Source organism: Caballeronia sp. Sq4a (assembly GCF_023170545.1).
In the GTDB taxonomy this organism is placed as follows: Bacteria; Pseudomonadota; Gammaproteobacteria; order Burkholderiales; family Burkholderiaceae; genus Caballeronia.
Genome location: NZ_CP084253.1, coordinates 263682 through 283087, shown reverse-complemented (window position 1 = coordinate 283087; position 19406 = coordinate 263682). Strand labels below are relative to the sequence as shown.

The 19406-nt window shown below is 63.7% G+C and carries 11 protein-coding genes and 2 pseudogenes; 10 read left to right on the top strand and 3 right to left on the bottom strand.

Translation table 11 applies throughout. The annotated features are described in order from the left end of the window. Nucleotides 1-2: 2 nt before the first annotated feature. Nucleotides 3-1244, top strand: a complete 1242-nt coding sequence (locus tag LDZ24_RS25730) for an FAD-binding oxidoreductase (protein WP_248324701.1) — start codon at nt 3-5, stop codon at nt 1242-1244. Here LDZ24_RS25730 and LDZ24_RS25725 read toward each other — a convergent pair. From LDZ24_RS25725 to LDZ24_RS25715, 3 genes are all read right to left on the bottom strand, one after another. After that, nucleotides 1241-1669, bottom strand: a complete 429-nt coding sequence (locus LDZ24_RS25725; RefSeq protein ID WP_248324700.1) for a helix-turn-helix domain-containing protein — start codon at nt 1667-1669, stop codon at nt 1241-1243. The two genes, LDZ24_RS25730 and LDZ24_RS25725, sit on opposite strands and share 4 nt — an antisense overlap. A gap of 190 nt (nt 1670-1859) precedes the next feature. Then, nucleotides 1860-2159: a hypothetical protein gene (locus LDZ24_RS25720; protein WP_248324699.1), complete on the bottom strand. Its 300-nt coding sequence runs from the start codon at nt 2157-2159 to the stop codon at nt 1860-1862. Beyond that, the gene (locus tag LDZ24_RS25715; RefSeq protein ID WP_248324698.1) at nt 2156-2485 is read right to left on the bottom strand and encodes a helix-turn-helix transcriptional regulator; all 330 of its coding nucleotides are present in this window, start codon (nt 2483-2485) and stop codon (nt 2156-2158) included. The genes LDZ24_RS25720 and LDZ24_RS25715 overlap by 4 nt, the downstream gene beginning before the upstream one ends. Before the next feature lie 87 nt (nt 2486-2572). On the opposite strand from LDZ24_RS25715, the gene LDZ24_RS25710 reads away from it, so the two are divergent. The 9 genes and pseudogenes from LDZ24_RS25710 (at nt 2573) to LDZ24_RS25670 (ending at nt 19150) form a co-directional block, all read left to right on the top strand. After that, nucleotides 2573-3670, top strand: a complete 1098-nt coding sequence (locus LDZ24_RS25710; RefSeq protein WP_248324697.1) for an NADH:flavin oxidoreductase/NADH oxidase — start codon at nt 2573-2575, stop codon at nt 3668-3670. A gap of 718 nt (nt 3671-4388) precedes the next feature. After that, the gene (locus LDZ24_RS25700; protein ID WP_248324696.1) at nt 4389-5726 is read left to right on the top strand and encodes an NRAMP family divalent metal transporter; all 1338 of its coding nucleotides are present in this window, start codon (nt 4389-4391) and stop codon (nt 5724-5726) included. A 557-nt stretch (nt 5727-6283) separates the two neighbouring features. Next, a pseudogene (locus LDZ24_RS25695) lies at nt 6284-7754 on the top strand (argininosuccinate lyase). 482 nt (nt 7755-8236) lie between these two features. Further along, nucleotides 8237-8305 (top strand): annotated as a pseudogene (locus tag LDZ24_RS28215) (hypothetical protein); the annotation flags it as partial. A 217-nt stretch (nt 8306-8522) separates the two neighbouring features. Continuing rightward, nucleotides 8523-9941: a hypothetical protein gene (locus tag LDZ24_RS25690; RefSeq protein ID WP_248324695.1), complete on the top strand. Its 1419-nt coding sequence runs from the start codon at nt 8523-8525 to the stop codon at nt 9939-9941. Between the two features lie 1311 nt (nt 9942-11252). Then, nucleotides 11253-16073 carry an autotransporter outer membrane beta-barrel domain-containing protein gene (locus tag LDZ24_RS25685; protein WP_248324694.1) on the top strand — a complete coding sequence of 1607 codons (4821 nt, stop codon included), beginning with the start codon at nt 11253-11255 and terminating at the stop codon, nt 16071-16073. Between the two features lie 214 nt (nt 16074-16287). Beyond that, entirely contained in the window at nt 16288-17598 is a 1311-nt protein-coding gene (locus LDZ24_RS25680) for an SGNH/GDSL hydrolase family protein (protein ID WP_248324693.1), read from the top strand. Nucleotides 17599-17863: 265 nt separating this feature from the next. Beyond that, nucleotides 17864-18742 (top strand): NmrA family NAD(P)-binding protein, encoded by an 879-nt coding sequence (locus LDZ24_RS25675; RefSeq protein ID WP_248324692.1) that lies wholly within the window; start codon nt 17864-17866, stop codon nt 18740-18742. 123 nt (nt 18743-18865) lie between these two features. Then, complete coding sequence (locus tag LDZ24_RS25670) at nt 18866-19150, top strand: hypothetical protein (protein ID WP_248324691.1); 285 nt, start codon at nt 18866-18868, stop codon at nt 19148-19150. The last annotated feature ends 256 nt before the right edge of the window (nt 19151-19406 follow it).

Sequence of the window (19406 nt, the reverse complement as noted above, 5' to 3'; positions counted from 1 at the left end):
ACATGGCTCATGACGTGATCGTGCTCGGCGCGGGTATCGTGGGAGTGAGCGTCGCGCTGCATCTGCAGCAGCGCGGATGGGAGGTGACGCTCGTCGACCGGCGCGCGCCCGGCGAAGCGACGAGCTTCGGCAATGCGGGGCTGATCGAGGCGTCGGCAGTCGTGCCTTATGCGTTTCCGCGAGACCTGCGCACCGTGTTCAAGTTCGCGATGAACCGTTCCACCGCCCTGCGCTACGACCTGCGTTCCCTGCCCGCCTATGGGCCGTGGCTCGCGCGCTACTGGTGGGAGTCGGCGCCGGCGCGTCTCGCCGCCGCCGCGCGCGACATGCTTCCGCTCATCCGCAACAGCGTAGCCGAGCATGAGAAGCTGATCGCGCGCGCAGGTCTCTCCGATCTCGTGCGGCCCACGGGCTGGCTCGAAGCCTATCGCTCGCGTGAGCAGTTCGAGCGCGAGGCGAGCGGCGCCGAGCGCATCGCGAGCGAGCACGGCCTGGGCATGAAGGTGCTCGATGCGGCCGCGCTGCATCGGCTGGAGGGATCGCTCGCAGACGGATACGCGGGCGCAATCCACTGGACCGACCCACGCAGTGTCATCGATCCCGGGGCGCTGACGAAAGGATATGCGGCCCTGTTCGAGCGCCAGGGCGGACGCATCCTGAGCGGGGACGCCGCGACGCTCCAACGGTCGGGCAGCGGCTGGCGCGTCATGACGTCGAGCGGGCTTGTGGAGGCGCAGGCGGCGGTCATCGCGCTCGGCGTCTGGTCCGGGGATCTCGCGCGCAAGCTTGGCTACCGCATTCCGCTGGTGGCGAAGCGCGGCTATCACATGCACTACGCGAGCGACGGCCGCGCTGCCCTATCCCGGCCTGTCGTCGATATCGAGCACGGCTATGTGGTCGCCCCAATGCGGCGCGGGCTGCGACTCACGACCGGCGTCGAACTGGCGTGCCGTGATAGGCCGCCGAGTCCAGTGCAACTCGAACGAGCGGAGCGCGTTGCTCGTCCGATGTTCGGCCTCGGGGCGCGAATCGACGACGCGCCGTGGGTCGGGATGCGACCCTGCACGCCGGATATGCGGCCGGTGATCGGACCGGCGGACCGTCATCCGGGTCTCTGGTTTGCGTTCGGACATGCGCATCACGGACTGACGCTCGGGCCAGTGACGGGCAGGCTGCTGAGCGAGTTAATGGACGGAGAAGCGGGGTTCACCAGTCCACATCCCTACCGCGCGGGGAGGTTCTAGCACTGCCCAGCTGGTGATGTGGACTCGGGGTACCCTCTGACCGCCGACAACTCGGCGTGATGCCTCATCCGATACCCCTGCGGCGTCACACCATAGACGCGACGAAATTGTCGCCCCATATGGGAGGCATCGAAAAAGCCGCAGTGGCCGGCAATGTCGCTAACCGTTCGATGCGTACCGGCGAGCAGCCACGCCGCCGTTTTCAATCGAATGCGAAGCGCATACGCCAGCGGTGACTCGCCGGTTCCCTCTTTGAAAAGGCGCTGAAGCTGCCTTGGCGATGTATCGAGACGAGTTGCTAATGCTTCGACACGCAGCGGTGCGCCTATGTGCTGCTCGATCAAATGAACCGCGCGCCGCAAACGCGGATGGCACAGCAAGTCCCGTTGCAAACGACAGGACTCGAACGCATTTGCCGGCGCCATGACGTGTCGCTGGCTACTGCTGCCCTGCTTTTTCCGCTGCGGCGTCCGGTGATAAGCACGATCGTTTTCGGTGCGACGACCCAGACGAATTCAATGAGTCTGTCGCGCGTCTCTGTAAAACCTCGTCCGACCAGTTCTGGAAGGAACTGGACGCATTCCTAGTCGAGGCAAAGGATTGGGAGAAGTATGATTAAGTAATTATTGCTTTACGCAGGACTCCGCCATCCGTGCTTTCGCGTTTGAACACAACATAAGCAGCCATCGCGCTGTGCGCCTGATATGCGCGTTTAGGACAACTCAATAGTTCAATGGCACGAATAAAACCTCGATCAACAACGTCGGCGGAAATGAAATCGCTGAGCACTTTCCCAGCACGGATCAACGTTGCCGGAGGCGCTTCGAAAGTTGCCGGCGGATGATCTATAAAACGCTTATCGGCGTGGCGCGGTCCGCGCTCGCGGCCATCTTCCACGACCTTCAGTCGACTCACGATGCTTCGCTCGGTACGGAATTGCTGACGATCTGCTTGATGACCGCCTCCATCAAGCCGGGAAAGCGGGCATCCAACTCCGCGCGCCGCAGTGAATTCTGATGCACGGTGCCGGCAACGCGCGTGCGCACCAGGCCCGCTTCGCGGAGGATCCGAAAATGATGGGAGACACTCGACTTCGGTCGGCCGCCGTCGAGCTCGCCACAGGTCGCCTCGTCTACCGTCGATAGTTGACGAACGATCTCGAGGCGCACCGGGTCGCTAAGAGCGTGGAAAAGCCGCCCGAGCGTGAAGTCCTCGGCGACAGGATGGGTATAGGCGCGCATTGTGCAAACAGTAATGGGTTCTGCGATACTCGCAAGTTCGATATTTATCGAAATAACGTACAAGCCTCACAACGGGAGTTTAGCCTGATGTCCGCATTATTTCAGCCGTACCAGCTCAAAGACGTTTCCTTGCGCAACCGCATTGCAATTCCGCCGATGTGCCAGTACACCGCCGAAGACGGTTTGATCAACGACTGGCACCGCGTGCACCTGGCCGGTCTCGCTCGTGGGGGCGCGGGGCTGGTGATCGTCGAGGCAACGGCGGTGTCGCCCGAGGGCCGGATTACGCCGGGCTGCGCGGGCATCTGGACCGACGAGCAGGCGCAGGCGTTCGCGCCCGTGGTCGCATCCATCAAGGCGGCGGGCGCGGTGCCGGGCATTCAGATCGGTCACGCGGGCCGCAAAGCCAGCGCCAATAGGCCCTGGGAAGGCGACGATCACATCGCCGACAGCGATCCTCGAGGCTGGCAAACTCTTGCGCCCTCGGCAATCCCGTTCGGCGGCGGTCTGTCGAAAGTACCCAAAGCGATGACGCTCGACGACATCGCGCGCGTTCGCGAAGATTTCGTCGCCGCCGCGAAGCGTGCGCGCGACGCGGGCTTCGAGTGGCTCGAATTGCACTTCGCGCACGGCTACCTCGGCCAAAGCTTCTTCTCAACGCACTCCAATCAACGCGACGACGCGTACGGCGGCAGCCTCGAGAACCGCAGCCGCTTCCTGCTGGGGACGCTGGCCGCCGTACGCAAGGTGTGGCCGGAGCACCTGCCATTGACGGCGCGCTTCGGCGTGATCGAATACGACGGCCGCGACGAAGAAACGCTCGCTGAGTCGATCGAACTCGCGAAGAATTTCAAGCGCGAGGGACTGGACATGCTGAGCGTCAGCGTGGGCTTCTCCACCCCGACCGCGGCGATTCCGTGGGCGCCGGCGTTTCTCGCGCCGATCGCGGAGCGCGTGCGCCGTGAGGCCGGCATTCCGGTTTCGTCGGCATGGGGCATCGACACGCCCGAACTGGCGGACCGTTCGGTGAAGAACGGGCAACTGGACCTGGTGATGGTTGGCCGCGCGCACTTGGCCGATCCGCACTGGCCGTACTATGCGGCGAAGAAGCTGGGTATCGAGCGTCCGTCGTGGACGCTGCCTGCGCCGTACGCGCATTGGCTCGAACGCTATGCGGTTGCGTGAGTTTACGCGTCGGTCGTGATGTGCTGATGTGCTGATGTGTCGTTTGCCTTGAGCTTGGAGCGTCAGGGCAGACGGCACATTGGCTTGCTTCCTCGTGTGCGCCCAACGCTCAATCCTTTTTCCTAAGCACGGCGGGGCTTTTTCACTCCTCGCCTGCATTAACTCCATACCTTCTTGTTCGTGCAGCAAACGAGCGAATTTAATATCACGCCAGTGCCTTACAGCTTGCGCACGGCGCTCGAGTCGCTCGGCGAGATGGATCACAACTCGCTCGCTATCGAAGCCGGGACTGGAGCGATCCAGCGTCGCGGAAGTGATTCCGCGACTCAACGCGCGCCGGCTCGTCAGCCGCACGCAGGCGGAACACGACAAGCGGCTGCGGCTTGTCAGGCTCACGCCCGCTGGCAAACGCCCGGTCAGGAGACGGCCCCCGCAGTGCAGCGCGCGCACGAGCGCACGATCGAACATCTGTCGCCCGTCGAGCGTGATTTCTTCATCTGCAAACGATCCGGCTGGTGAAAGCCAACAACGCGGATAACCTCGTACCCTTCCGGCTGCCCGATAGCCAGTTGCTCGCGCAGGACAAAAGGGAAGCCGACGCCACGTGAACATTGCGCGCCGCCAACATGCAGCCTGCAGGTAGTCGAACTTGGTTGGCTGAAGCCGCAAAACCACAACGGCCGAGACTGCATGCCAGTCCACGCGCTAGGAACGGTTCATGCATGCGCTCGATGAAAACGCCCGCGAGTGTCTCATGTTCATTCCTCATAACAAGCCGACAACGGACAGCGACATACGAGGAAGCGCGCGCCGCGCGCATTCATGGTCGGCGCATGTCGGCCCGGGACTCGTCACGATCGCCTCGGACAACGATCCGAGCGGCATAGCCACTTACACGCTCGCGGGCGCGTGGTATGGCTTCGACCAGCTCTGGGTGTGCGTGCTCTCGTACCCGTCGACCGTCGCATTGCAACTCATTGCGGCACGCGTCGCCGCTATTACGGGGCGCGGCCTGACTGCGAACATGCGCAAGCACGACTGGCCTCCGTTCTTTTACTTCGCCGTCGCGCGCTTCCTGATCGCCAATACCTTGAACATTGCCGTCGATGTGCTCGCTATGGGCGCCGCTCTGCGCGCATTGACCGGCGGGTCCCTCGTCTGGCTCACGCTGCTATCCGGCTGCGCAGCGCTCGTTCTGCAATGGAGCATCGCTTACGCAAGCTACGCGAGGTTCCTCAAATGGCTGACGCTCGCGATGTTCGCGTATGCAGGCGTCCTTCTGCTCGTCGATGTGCCCTGGCATGCAGTCGCAAGGCGAATGATCATTCCGCGCGTCGTCTGGTCGGAACACTATGTGACGACGTTGATCGCCGTGCTGGGCACGACGGTCAGCCCCTACCTGATGTTCGCGCAAGCCGAACAGGAAGCGCGGGACATCAAGAAGAGCGAGGTTTCCCGGCGGCAGGCATTGGATCGAAAGATGGGCGGCATGCGGCGCGAGGTAGTGATCCGGACCTTGCTGTCCAATGCAGTCTCGGTCTGTGTCATGATCGCGGCGGCCGCGACGCTGCATCTCATGCAGTCGACGCCTCCGGGCGAGTTCGTGCAACTGGATCGCGTGCTCGAGCCGCTCGCGCATGGTCATGCGGGGCACGTGCTCGCGCTTGCACTTCTCGGATCGGCCCTTCTTGCGCTTCCGCCGCTGGCGGGCTCGGCTGCGCAGGCGGCCGCGAGTTCATTCAACTGGGAGAACGGCGAGCGGCGCGATACCCGTATTGCGTGGCTGCTCGCCGGGACGATCGCGCTCGGCATCGCGGTCGCCGTGAGTCTGACGTTCTTTCATGTCGAGCCTGCGCGAGCGCTCTACTGGAGCGCGGTGCTCAACGGTATGACCGTCACGCCCGTTCTCGTTCTGCTCGTCTTGCTCAGTTCGAGCCGTAAAGCCGTAGGCGATCTCGCTGCGCACTGGGCTTTGCGCGCGCTCAGCTGGCTTGCGGCGCTAGCGACCGCAGCGGCGCTCGTCGCGCATTTCGTGCTGGAGTTCGTGTCACGATGAATCCGCGCGCCCCGTCGAAGACGGGACACGGTGGCATCGGCGCCGCGGCGTTAGTCGTCAACCGTTCGAGAACTTCTGACTTGGCTCGCGGGAAGGCCGATAGTCGGCTCTTATCTGCGCGGACGAGCAGACGCGGGAGGTGCCTCGTTCGATGTTCGCCGAATCAAATTCCGGTCGATGCACCTGAACGGCGCTGTGCATCACGTCGCTGGAAAAGAGCGCCGTTTCGCCGCGCGAGCACATCTGCAGGCAGCCGCTCCGCCGATGCGCGAATGATCGAGTTCGCTCCGATACATCAACAAGCTAAATAGGGTCGCGCTGCTGCGCTGTCTCGGCCAACGCGCCCTATCGCAGTTGTGCTAGCAAGGTTCGCCACGGCGCCCTTCTCCGCCAAGCCCTAATCGCCGTGTCGCCATGCGCAGTCAGCCATCCGCCCGCCGTGCTATAACCGACACCCACGCGGACGGTGCCGTCGGCGTCCTGTTGCATCGGCCTACCAACACGAGATCGAGGCTATGTTCCGGAAGCGAGCCATTTCCTTAGCTGCTTTATTGCTGATGCACGCCGCGGCTGTCACCGCACAGGCCGAGCAAACCCCCGCCCGCGACGAGTTCTACTGGCTGGGCGAAATCAACAAGGCTACCGCCGTCATCAACACCGACGAGGGCTTGCTGGACAAGTCGCTTGCGCCGCGCATCGCGGCCGGCGTCGCCAAGGTGATTCACGACGGAAACCAGCCGGGGGCGAAGCGTCCATCCACCGTCATCACGTTCGAACCGCTGATGATCCAGGCCGCCGGCATGGATGTGACGCTGCTTCACGCTGGGCGCTCGAGCCAGGACATGCACGCGACCTACCGCGCGGCGATCCTGCGCGACGACATGCTCCGTCTGGCCGACCAGCTGAACACGACCGCGACGACGATCGTAAAGCTCGCGCAACAGCACGAACATACCATCGTACCGAACTACACCAACGGCGTGGCGGCGCAGCCCAACAGCTACGGACACTACCTGCTAGGCTACGCGGCCGCGCTCGACCGAGACGCGCAGCGCATCCGCGAGGCGTATGCGCGCGTCGACCTGAGTCCGATGGGCACCACGGTCCTCAATGGCACGAGCTGGCCGCTGGACCGCGCGCGCATGGCGAAGTATCTGGGCTTCCCGGGCATTGTCGACAACGCCTATGACGCGCATCAGATTGCGGCGGTCGATCATCCCGTGGAAGTCGCCTCGATCGTAACGAGCATCGCGTTGCATGCGGGCAGCTTCATCGAGGATGTCATGACGCAGTACGCGGAGCCGAGACCGTGGATTCTGCTGCTAGAGGGCGGCAGCAATACCTACGTGTCGAGCGCCATGCCGCAGAAGCGCAATCCTGGATTGCTGAACTCCACGCGCGCCGACGCGTCGAGCGCTATCACGCTCGCGATGGGTCCAGTCATCCGCGCGCATAACATCCCGCCGGGCATGCCCGACGCCAAGGACGTGCGCGACAACAAGGAGATGATCGACAGCGCGATCACTGTGCTGAAGAAGTGGGACAAGATCATGAACGCGCTGGTCATCGACCAGAAGCGCGCGCTGGAAGAACTGGACAGCGACTGGACGGCGTCTCAGGAAGTCGCAGATGTACTCATGCGCAAGTACAAACTGCCTTTCCGCCTCGGACACCACTTTGCGTCGGAGGTCGTCGAGTACGCGCGCGCCAACAACATCAAGCCGAGCGACTTCCCGTACGACCAGGCCCAGCGGATTCTACGCCGAGACGACGAAGGCTTATGCCGAGAGCAACGGCGTGCTGCCCATGAGCGAAGCGGAGTTCCGCGCGACGCTGGACCCGGTTGCGATCGTCAACGACCGGCGTACCACAGGCGGGCCGCAGCCTGTGGAGATGGAGCGCATGCTGAAAGAGGCAAACGGGAAACTTGCGCAACGAAGCGACTGGATCGCGGACCAGCGGAGGACCATCGATTCGTCGTTGGCCAAGCTCGATCGCGATTTCGACAAGCTCCTGCCGAAGCAATAAGCGAAACGAGCGTCGATCCTGTCGTCTTCGCCTACTGTTGTCTGGATCAGTTCGCGGAATAGCCACTCTCTCGATCTCTCGACCTCGCTCGGCTTCTGCCGGATTCACCGTTGCGACGAACGGGGGAGCCTATCGGCTTCGGAAACGAGCCGAGATCGGTCTACCTCCAGACGTGCGTAGAACACCCTGCGAAAGGGGGACTATTTTCTTTCGGCCGAAGGTCTATCGTTTTGGATGTCACCCGCTTTCGTTCTTGGCCGTCGTAGGCGCGTGCCTTTAAGCGAGTCACTGGACGATGAGTGGCATGCGTGAATCGGCGACGACGTCGGCCTCGCCGCGCCTGGACTGGCTGTTCGATCCCGGAATACGGCAATTGTCCGAATTGCCCGATTAGCGCGTCGCGCGCCAGGGATCCTTGAAGGAACCAGCCATGCACGAGGAGCGACCTCCGACAAGGCGACAGCAGCAACGACGGGAAGGCGTTGCAGCGAGCACTAGCGGAATACGGATTCAGCCGGGGCCCGCTCGACAGCGACTACCGGAAAGGACGGGTTGCGGCAGTCATCGCATTTCAGAGAACTGGCGGATCAGTGTTCGACGGCGAGCGGGACCGCGCACCTTATTCGCACTCGGCCACGCCGGCCCAGAGAGATTTCCGTCCGGCATTGCCGCCTCGCTCGCTGCAAAGAGGCCTGCCGGCGCAGCGCGTCGTCGATTCGCGATTCGCGATTCGCAGTGCGACCGAAACATCTATCGGAGGGATAAGCCATGAACTCCATACCTGTGAATCCGGTACCGGAAGACAACAGCGCCTCTTCTTCATCGGTAACGCCGATCAAGCCCGCAACGGAGCCTGCGCCGTCGACCACGTTCGAGCAGTCCAGATTCCCAGCGGAGCAACTGATTCTTCAGCGCGACCTCAATGAAGTCCTGCTGTTGCTGGATTTCATTTCGGGACGTCCGGATGTGCACATCTGGGATATCGGAGACATCAAGTATCCGGTTCGCCAAAACGCCGAGGCCAACGCGAACGCTGAGAACGGCAATCGCGTAACGAGTCCGCCGTCCGTGCTGCCGCCAATCGAAGTGATCAGAAGAATATGCGCCTTGCGTTATCCGCCGGAGCCGAACCAAAGCCTGAACGATCGCGCCGACGACGCCGCCTTGCTTCTGTGCGTGAAGGACAAAGTCAACTCGATTGCCTATCCCGCGAACGGGGTCACGATTGCCTACACCTACATGTTTCTCGAAGAGAGGTCTAGGGCGAAGCGCAACTCGCCGGCGCCGCTGGAGAACGGCGTTACGCTCGACAGAGAGACTCGCGCGGTCGTCGCGAGGTCGGCTTATCCGGGGCTCATTCCGAGCGCAAAGCGCTTCCGCTGCTTTCACAGGAACGTTTCGCGTGTCGGCGCGGCGGTCACGTTTTTCTCCGCGATCCTGCTTTGGCTCGTCGTGTACGGCTTGCAACTGACGTCCCGCTTCGAGGACGATCAGAAGAGCACCGCAGACCTGACCAGCCAGATCTACGCGGCAGTAGACAAAGAGAATTCGTCGCTCGCACAAGACAAGCAGAAGCACGACAGCGTACCGGTGCGTTGCGACTCGAAAATCGATCAGCAGAGCAGCCAGATCCGGCTGCTGTGCAACCGCTGGTCGTACTATCAGGCGCGTTACGAGAAATCCATCAACGATGCGGCGGCATTCGCCGAAACGTCGCCGTCGTCATGGCTCACCATGCCGTTTCCGATTTCCTCGATGCTGCTTACGAAGAACAAAGGCGGCAACACTGTAGCGGCGCAGGAAAACATCCAGTCCATCACGCTGGTTCTGTCAGCCTACGCGAGCTATGTATTGCCGGTGCTGTTCGGCCTCGTCGGCACCATTGCCTCGTTTTTGCGCGATATCAGCGACCGGATCACGCGAAGCATTCTGGCGCCGCGCGATGAAACGCTCGCCATCATTCGCCTGATCCTCGGCGCCATCGCAGGGCTCGCCGTCGGACTGTTCTTCACGCCCGGGTCAGTGGCGCAGACGGTGAGTTCAGGCTCGGGCGCGCTCACGCTTTCCGCGTCGGGAATCGCTTTTATTGCGGGTTATGGCGCGGACGGCTTCTTTCGGATGATCGATGCGATGATCGTGCGTGTTTTCAGCCTCGATCGCCCGGACAAGCCGTCGCAAGCGAAGTAACGACCGGAAGCCGCCAGCGGCTACCTAACAGCCGAGGGGTCCCCCCGCGCCGTGACCTAAGCGCTCCACTTCTGGCTAATACGCTGCCGTGTCTGATCGAGCAAGGCACGGATGGCGTCGAGCTTCGAGAGGTGCGCCACCGCGACGCCACCTGAGTGGCGCCGGGCTCGAACATCCGGCGCGCGTCGTGCGCATCGTAGCGGGCCATAATCGGAGCGCACATCGCAGTTGCTTCAAGATGCCGGTGGCTTTGCAACAGCAACGGAAATGCATAATCCACGCGCCATCCCGCGCGTTAAGACACCGTGCCGGCGGCGGTCTCGAGTACGCGTGACGGGTTGAGCCCGCTTGCTCGCGGCGCCTGCCGCGTCGGTGCATTGGGGCACAGAGAGGCCATTTCCAGAGTAGTCGATCGCGCCGTTTGTACGCGTCGGCGAGGACCGCTTCGAAAGTCGCCTATATGCACGCCTTAGTGCTTGCAAAGCGCGAATGGCGCTCTTGCCAAAACGGGGGCATCCATTAGCACGCTCACGGTGAGTTCGAACTGCGCAGCCGAAGGCGGCATGGCGTGGCGGCGCAACGATTTGTCTGCGAGCGATGATGCCGGTGTCCGGCAACTGATGCGCGGATACATCCACAGACATGCAGAGATTGCTGGCTCACGCGCGACGCCAAAGTCCGAGCCCGCGAGCCCGCAACGCATGTCGCTGGTCCACGTAAATGAGTCGACGAGTCGCCTGACTTACTGAGACGCAGCGTGACCGCATTTAGCCTTCACTTTCGGACGACGCGCCCTTGGCTGAAACCTACGGCAAGCGCTATCGGGCATATTCGCAATCACCGAGCGCGCCCTTTGCACGCCTCGCCGTTGGCTCAAACGAAGCAACACGGACCAATCATTGTCCCGCCTCATGCGCGAATCGCTGCGGCGCCCAACACGCGCGTTTACCTATACTGCCATTGCTCATTGGCCGTCGCGCAGGGTCTCCTATGACTCCGTTCTACGCCCGGGCCATATATTAGAAACAGCGGCGCGCATCGTTGCGTTCCCGCGTAACAGTGTGAGGCGATGGTATGTGCAGACAGCGCAATAATAAGCACATCTATGTAATTAACACTGTCCCTGTCCGCCCTCTGGCCGCGGCGATCCTCATCGGGCTTCCGTTCCCCCTTCACGCGCTGACGGTAATTACATCGAGCGACACGTCGCAGACGCTTTCGACTGATTCCGTTTATCAAATCGAAGCAGGAACGGTCATCACGACCACGTATCAGAATGCGATCAATGTCGACGGCATCGCTCCCGTCACGATGACAAACGGGGGCTCGATAACCAGCTCGGTCGACAACCTGGCCGCCGCCGTGCGATTCAACGTGCCCGGCACGCTTTCCAACCTTTCATCGGGGCGCTTGCTCGGCAACACCTTTGGCGTCGTCTTCACCTCGGGAGATAACAACGCGCTCTCCAATCAGGGCGACATCAGTGCGCGCACGAGTCACGCCGTTGCCTATCAGTCGGGAGCGGGCGGCGTCGTCGACAATTTCGGTACGTTGAACGGTAGTCCGTCGATAGGCACGACACCCAACGGCGTCTATGTGCAGACGTCCGGTCATGTGGTGGTGAACAATCACGCTGGCGGCGTCATCAAAAGCGGCACCTCGGACGGTACGTATGGATCCGGCGTACTGGCCGATGCAGGCTCGATCACCGTCAACAACGACGGGCTGATCGACGGATATCACGAAGGCGTCGGTGTGAAAGGAGCCAGTTCGGCGAGCGTAACCAACAGCACCACCGGCACCATACGCGGCCATATCGACCCGGGCGTGACGCTCGGGCCCGGCGGCACGCTCGACAACCGTGGCGTTATCTCGAGCGCGTCGCAATCGGCGGTGTTGATGAGCGGCGCAAACGGTACGGTGACGCTTGGAACAGGATCGCTCTTGAACGGCGGCAACGGTACGGACGTGCTCAGCCTCGCGCCCGGCAACGCCATCATCCTGAGCGGCTCGGGCACGGAGACAGGCAGCTTCGATACCAATTCGCCGTCCAATGGATTCGCCGCCTTGAGCGCGGTTGCAGGCAGCAATTGGACGCTCAACGGCTTCGTCAAGATGTCGAATCAATCGTCGGCGGCTGTCGTTGTGGACGGAACGCTGACACTCGCCAACACATTGACCAACGACGTCGGTAGCACGACGGTATCTCCTGGCGGCGTGCTCACGCTGGGCACGGGCGGTAGTAGCGGCAACGTGACAGGCAACATCGTCAACAACGGATTGCTGCGCTTCGATCGCGGCGACCTTTTCAGGTTCGACGGCACGCTATCCGGCGGCGGCACGCTCATGCAGATCGGCAACGGCACGACGTTGCTGTCGGCCGCCGGTTCGTCGCAAGGCGCTGTGAGCGTGAACTCCGGGGCGTTCTGGCTGGCCCAGCCGGGCGCGTTTTCCGCAAACACCTATACGACGCAGACGGGCGCGCTGACCGTCATGTCCGCCGATTCGACATTGGCCGTCGCCAACAGCTTCAATCAGCAGCCGGGTTCTACGCTCATCGTGGGACTGCGCACGGCCGAGCCGGTCATCACTGCGTCGAGCGACACCCTGGACGGTGCGCTGCTGATCAACGGCTTCGCCCCTTCGGTGCCCGTGTCAGCGACTGGTCTTTTGAGTACCGTATTTAACGTCGTGCACACGTCGAGCCAGGCCGGCCTGTCCGGGGATTTCACCAGCGTACGTTTCGGAGGATCCATTCCCGTCGACTATCTGATACCGGCAGGCGCAAAGACGCCCGACGCACGAGATTACGACGTCCGCCTCGGCCTGACGTGGCGCGCGGGTGCAGCGCAGGGCAACGGCACGTTCACGCTTGCCAGCGCCGCCGATACTTTCGACGTCGACGTCCCGCTCATCGATCAATCGGGATCGTTCGCCAGCGGTTGGGATGGTCGCACGCTGACGAAGAACGGCGCGGGCCTGCTGATTCTCTCGGCTGCGAATGCCTACACCGGCGCAACGCTCGTCAACGATGGCATTTTGCGAACCGGCGTGGCAAACGCCCTCTTCAACAGCGGGAGTGTCAACCTCGGCAGCGGCGCGACGCTCGACCTCGCCAGCCTGCCGCAGCAGATCAACAACCTTAGCGGCAGCGGCCGCGTCCTGCTCGGCAACGCGAACCTGACCGCCCAGAACTCCGCCGACTCCGCTTTCGACGGGGCAATCGTCGGCAGCGGCCGCCTCATCAAGAGCGGCGCGGGTGCACTGGCGCTCGGTGGCATCGACACTTACAGCGGCGGCACGGATGTGCTGGCGGGCACGCTCGTCGCGCAACGCAGCGGGGCGCTCGGGACCGGCCCGGTCAGTAACGGCGCAACGCTGCGCCTCGATTTCGCGAGCGCGGGCATCGTGCCTAACGTGCTGTCGGGGCCGGGCGCGCTCGTCAAGACCGGCAGCGGCGCGGTCGCGCTCCTGGCGGCGGGATCGCAGCAAGGCAGCGTATCGGTCGATGCAGGCACATTGAGCTTCCTGCGCAGCGGCGTCTTCACGACCACCGGCGATTTCGTCACGGCACCCGGCGCGACGACGCTGGTCTCGTCGCAATCGCAACTGGCCGTCGGCGGCAGTTTCTCGATGAACGGCACGCTGGACGGCATAGCCGGCCCGGCTGACGCGGTCGTCGCAGCGAATACTGCATCCATCGCACCGAATGCAATATTCAATCTGGCGGGCTATTCGGCGCCCGCGTCGGCGAGCGCGCACGAACTTGCCAACAGCGTGTTCACGGTGATTCGGGTCGCGTCGCCCAGCGGTCTCACCGGAACGTTCGGTGCCACGCGCATCGGGGGATCGGTCAGCGCGCCGGATTTCCTGACCCTGACGAGCGGTTACACGCCGCAGACCTTCGTGGTCGCCGTCGCGCCGACGTGGTACGCCGGGCTCGGCACAACGCCTCAATTAGCCAACGGCGTGTTCACGTTGCCGGACGCGGGCGATTCTTTCGACATGGACATCGTCCTGGCCGATCAGGCCGCCAACGCCGCGACGGGCTGGGACGGCAAGACGCTTACCAAGGCCGGCTCCGGCACGCTCCAGTTGTCGAAGGCGAACACCTATACCGGCGCCACTTCGGTGACTGGCGGAACGCTCGTCGCGGGCGCGCCGGACATCATCGCCCGCAGTTCGCAACTGAGCGTGGCCTCGGGCGCCACCTTCGACCTGGGCGGCTTCGCCCAGCACGTCAATCATCTCACCGGTTCGGGCAGTGTCGCGCTCGGCGGCGCGGCACTGAACGTGAACAGCGCGGCCGATTCCACATTCAGCGGCGTCATCAGCGGCGAGGGAAGTCTCACGAAAACCGGCGCAGGCACACTGACGCTCGCGGGCGACAACACCTTCGCGGGCGTCACGACCATCGCCGCCGGAAGGCTGCAGTTGGGCGCCGGGGGCGCAAGCGGGAGCGTCGCGGGTGATATCGTCGATGACGGCACGCTCGTATTCGATCGCAGCGGCAACGTCGCGTACGGCGGCGCGATCACCGGATCGGGCGACGTCGTCCAGCAAGGCAGCGGCACGGTGACGCTCACGCGCACGCACACCTACGGCGGCAACACGGCGGTTAACAGCGGCGCGCTGGTGCTCGCGGGCGGCGCGCAACTTGCGAATACCCGGCAAGTGACCATCGCGCCGGGAGCGACCTTCGGCGGCTACGGCGCGGTAGGCGGCAACATCGTCAACAACGGAATCTTCGCGGTCGCCGATGCCGCGCCTGGCTTCGCAAGCGGGCCGGCCGGTCAGTTCGCGGTAGAAGGAGTGCTAGTCAATAATGGCGAGATCCGCATGGCCAGTCCGGCGCCCGCGAGCGTGCTGACCGTGAACGGCAACTATGCGAGCAATAGCGGAACGCTCGCGCTGTCCACCGTGCTCGCCGGCGACGGATCGGCCACGGACCGGCTGATCGTGCGCGGCGACACGTCCGGTCAGACGCGCGTCAAGGTGACGAACGCGGGCGGCGCGGGGGCGGCGACGACCAAGGGCATCGACATCGTAGAAGTCGATGGCCAGTCGAGCGGCGTCTTCAAGCTCGACGGCCGCCTCGTCGCAGGCCCGTACGAATACGTATTGCAGCAAGCCGGCGGCGACTGGTATCTGCGTTCGCTGTCGGACGGCCCCTCCCCCGCGCCGCGTCCCGAGCCCGGCGCATACCTGGGCAATCAACAGGCGGCGGCCAGCATGTTCAGGATGACGCTGCATGACCGCGCCGGTTTCGCCGATCCCTTGGCCGCGCAGCACGAGGGCGGCGGCGCATCGACCGCATGGGCGCGCACCCGCGGCGCGCATGTCGACGGCGAAGCGGCGGGCGGAAGAATCGGCGAATCGACTGATACGGCCATCGTCCAGGCCGGCATCGACGTGCTCAACCGCGTGCGCGACGGACATCGCTGGCAAGTAGGCGTCATGGCAGGCTACGGCTCGTCGACGACGGATGCAACAACGCGCAACGGCGGCGCGCAAGCACGAGGCAACACGAATGGTCTGAGCGGCGGGCTGTACGCGACATGGCACGGCAAGGCGTACTCCCTAGCCGGTCCTTACGTCGATACGTGGCTGCAGTACGGCCACTTCGACAACAGCGTGAAGGGCGATGCGCTCGCCGGCGAAAGCTACTCGAGTCACGTGTGGTCGGCATCGGTGGAAGGCGGCTGGGCGCTGCCCCTCGGCCAGACGTCGACTGGTCCGGTATTGCTCGAACCGCAGGCGCAACTGGTCTACAGTTATTATGACGCGGACGATCACACCGAGTCCGGCGGAACAGTCGTCAGCACTCCGAACGGTAGCAACTGGACGACGCGGCTCGGCATGCGGCTCTTTCATGCGCCGGGGTCGACGTCCGCACCAGGATGGCTGCCCTTCGTCGAAGTGAACTGGCTGCACGACACGCGAGTGGCGAGCGCGGCGTTCAACGGCTTCACGGTGTCGCAAGACGGCCCCAGGAACCGCTTCGAAGCCAAGATCGGTGCGCAAGGGTTGATTGGCCGGCAGTGGCGGGTGTGGGGCAACCTCGGATATCAGCAAGGCGCGGGCGGCTTTCACGCATATGAAGGCTTGCTCGGCGCGCGCTACGTCTGGTGAACGCCCGGCGTTCGTCATAACGAAGCTCCGCCGTGCCTGCCACGGCCCTACTATCCTTCCCCAACGACATGGGCTTCGCGGAAAAAAATGCCTGTTCCTTCGACCCTCAGGTCTTTTATCGTCGCGGGTAAACGATAGTGACATCGGCCGATGTGTGGTCCATATTTACTTCGTTTTCCTGATGTAATTAACACGAACGAATACGGAGGGACACATGGTGGACAGATTCTTTACACGGGCCTCCAGCCGTGCGCTGGCTGCATGCAGTGCGACCTTGTTGATGCTCGTCGCGCCACTGGCATCGGCGGACAGACCGGATGCCGAAGCACGAGACGGCTGGGTCGCCACCTGGACCGCCAGTCCGGATCGCAACAACAACATCACGACGCCGCAGAACTTCCCCGCCGCGACCACCATTCGTCAGATCGAGCATGTGAGCGTCGGCGGCGATCGCGTGCGCGTGAGGCTCAGCAACGAGTTCGGGACCGCGCCCGTGACCGTGGGCCCGGTCCATATCGCGCTATCGGCCGGCGGCGCGAAGATCGCGCCCAACACCGACCGCACGCTGACGTTCGGCGGCAAGACCACGGTGACGCTGTATGCGGGCGCGCCGATTCTGAGCGATCCCATCGAGATGCGGCTCGCGCCTTTGTCGGATGTCGCGATCAGCTTCTTCCTGCCCGACGCCACGCCCGCCTATACCGTGCATCAGCTCGCCGTGCAGAACGCTTATGTGTCGAGCGGCGACAACACCGCCGCGCCCGACCAGCCGTCTCCTCACAAATACACCAATCGCTTCTTTTTATCTGCGATCCTAACGGATACGGATCGCCCGACGCGCGCGGTCGTCACCTTCGGCGATTCGATCACGGACGGCTTTGCGTCGACCGTGGATGCGAACCGCCGCTGGCCCGACAATCTCTCCGCGCGCCTCAACAGCGCGGGGCCGCGGCGCGGCTACGCGGTGCTGAATCAGGGCATCAGCGGCAATCGCGTGGTGAGCGACGGCGCAGGCGTGAGCGCGCTCGCGCGGTACGACCGCGACGTGCTGAGTCAGTCGGACGTCAAATGGGTCGTGTTCCTCGAAGGCATCAACGATATCGGCTGGCCGAACACCGCGCTGGACCCATCGGGCCGCGTCGTGTCGGCGGGAGAGATCATCGACGGATACCGGCAGATCATCGCGCGTACGCACCTGCGCGGCATCAAGATCATCGGCGGCACGCTGACGCCCTTCCGCAACGCGCTGCAAGGCACCGCCAACGAAGGCTACTGGACGCCGCAAAAAGAAGCCATCCGTCATGCGGTGAACCACTGGATTCGCACGAGCGGCGCATTCGACGCAGTGGTCGATTTCGATGCGGTGCTGCGCGATCCGGCGCATCCCAACGACATGCAGGCCGTGTACGACAGCGGCGACCATCTGCATCCGAACGACGCCGGCTATGTGGCGATGGCCAACGCCATCGACCTGTCCTTGCTATTGCGCGGCAACGGCGACCGGAACGGTGATCGAGGCGACTGACTCGCATGAAAGCGCGATCGTCGCGGTGGCGTGCGCGCTGCTGCGACGATCGCGCGGCATCTGCCAAGCATGCTTTCCCCAATTCCCCGCAATCACACTCTCCTGCCCTGCGCTTCCGGCAAGAACTCACGCGGCCCGACATACTATCGAGCCTGACATCGCCCTTGCGGCTTGTCATACCATCGTCCTCGTGATCGGCGACGATCATGGCCTGCGCCCTCCGCACGACGGATGGGCGTTCCTCGACCCTTCACGGAAACCGAATATGACCATTCTCGTCACAGGCAGCACCGGCGTCGTCGGCAGTCAGATACTCGATCATCTCAAGGCGAGCGGCGCGCAAGTGCGTGCATTGACGCGTACGCCCGAGAAGGCGCGGTTGCCCGAAGGCGTCGTGGCGGTGCGTGGCGAGCTGTCCGACATCGACGGCTTGCGCGACGCGCTGAAAGACGTGAGCACGCTGTTTCTGCTCGCGCCGAACGCGCCCGACGAATTGACGCAAGCCATTCAGGCGCTGTGCATCGCGCGCGATACGGGCGTAAAAGGCATCGTCTATTTGTCGGTGTTCAAGGCGATGGAATACGCGGACGTGCCCCACTTCACGAGCAAGTTCGCGGCGGAAAGAATGATCGAGCAGTCCGGCCTGCCCGCGACCATTCTGCGCCCCGCGTACTTCATGCAGAACGACGTCCGCCAGAAAGAGCCGCTCATGACGCAAGGCGTCTATGCCATGCCCATCGGCGCGAAAGGCATTTCGATGGTCGATGTACGCGACATCGGCGATGCCGCGGCACGCGAGTTATTGCGCCGCGAAGAAGCGAGCGAGCCGCTGCCGCGCGAGCTGTACGAACTCGTCGGCCCGGACGCGGTGAACGCGGACTTCGTGACGGCGGCCTGGAGCGACGCGCTCGCGCGGCCCGTTCGCTACGGCGGCGACGACATCGACGCGCTCGAAGCGCGGCTCAAGGGCGCAGCACCCGCATGGCTCGCGTTCGACATGCGTCTGATGATGCAGCGTTACTTGGCGGACGGCGCGGTCGCGACGCCGCAGCAGATCGAGCGCATGACGTCGCTCCTCGGGCGTGCGCCGCGGTCGTATCGCGACTTCGCGGCCGAGACCGCGAGTGAATGGGCGAGCCGATAGCGCGTTTTCGCCGATGTGCACGACGCGACGCGCAAGCCGCCGCGCTGCGGCACAAGGATTGCATTACACGGCACCGGCCTGCATGACTTCCTGCGGGTGACCATCCTATTTCCGAGAGGACCTATGAAGACGGCAAAGATGAGCATTCTCGTTTCCGCACTGGTGCTGGCCGTATCGAGCGGCGCGTTCGCGCAAGGTTCGGGCGGCGGCCTGCCGGGCGGCAACGGCGCGGGCCAGGGCGGCGTCGGCGTCGGAACGCCGAACGGCAACGGTGAAACCGGCTCGCCGGCCGGCCCGACGGGCAAGCACGCGACGCGCAAGCACTCGAAGAGCAAGAAAGCGCACGCCTCGGGCGACGGCTCCACGGGGTCGAGCGGCTCGACCGGCTCGACCACGACGACGCAATAAGCGAAAAGCCGCGAGCCGCCTGCGCTGGCGTTATCCGCGGCGCAGCGGTGCGGCGTCTCCAGCGTGAGCGCAGCATCGGCGCACGTGGGCGGCGGCATGCAGCGTCGCAGCAACTGCGACTCGCGCACTGGTCCGGAGCCGACAGAGGCGCGTTACAACCCGCCACCCAGCGGCCATGCGAGCGCATAAGATCGATTCCAGCGCAGCGCAGACTCCCCCGGAACATGCCCACAATAACAACATGGTAGACACCGCC

Excerpts from the sequence above, each read along its gene's own strand:
- LDZ24_RS25710 (WP_248324697.1), top strand. The coding sequence starts at position 2,573 with ATGTCCGCATTATTTCAGCCGTACCAGCTCAAAGACGTTTCCTTGCGC.
- LDZ24_RS25725 (WP_248324700.1), bottom strand. The coding sequence starts at position 1,669 with ATGGCGCCGGCAAATGCGTTCGAGTCCTGTCGTTTGCAACGGGACTTG.
- LDZ24_RS25685 (WP_248324694.1), top strand. The coding sequence starts at position 11,253 with ATGACAAACGGGGGCTCGATAACCAGCTCGGTCGACAACCTGGCCGCC.
- LDZ24_RS25730 (WP_248324701.1), top strand. The coding sequence starts at position 3 with ATGGCTCATGACGTGATCGTGCTCGGCGCGGGTATCGTGGGAGTGAGC.
- LDZ24_RS25715 (WP_248324698.1), bottom strand. The coding sequence starts at position 2,485 with ATGCGCGCCTATACCCATCCTGTCGCCGAGGACTTCACGCTCGGGCGG.
- LDZ24_RS25675 (WP_248324692.1), top strand. The coding sequence starts at position 17,864 with ATGACCATTCTCGTCACAGGCAGCACCGGCGTCGTCGGCAGTCAGATA.
- LDZ24_RS25680 (WP_248324693.1), top strand. The coding sequence starts at position 16,288 with ATGGTGGACAGATTCTTTACACGGGCCTCCAGCCGTGCGCTGGCTGCA.
- LDZ24_RS25670 (WP_248324691.1), top strand. The coding sequence starts at position 18,866 with ATGAAGACGGCAAAGATGAGCATTCTCGTTTCCGCACTGGTGCTGGCC.
- LDZ24_RS25690 (WP_248324695.1), top strand. The coding sequence starts at position 8,523 with ATGAACTCCATACCTGTGAATCCGGTACCGGAAGACAACAGCGCCTCT.
- LDZ24_RS25700 (WP_248324696.1), top strand. The coding sequence starts at position 4,389 with ATGCATGCGCTCGATGAAAACGCCCGCGAGTGTCTCATGTTCATTCCT.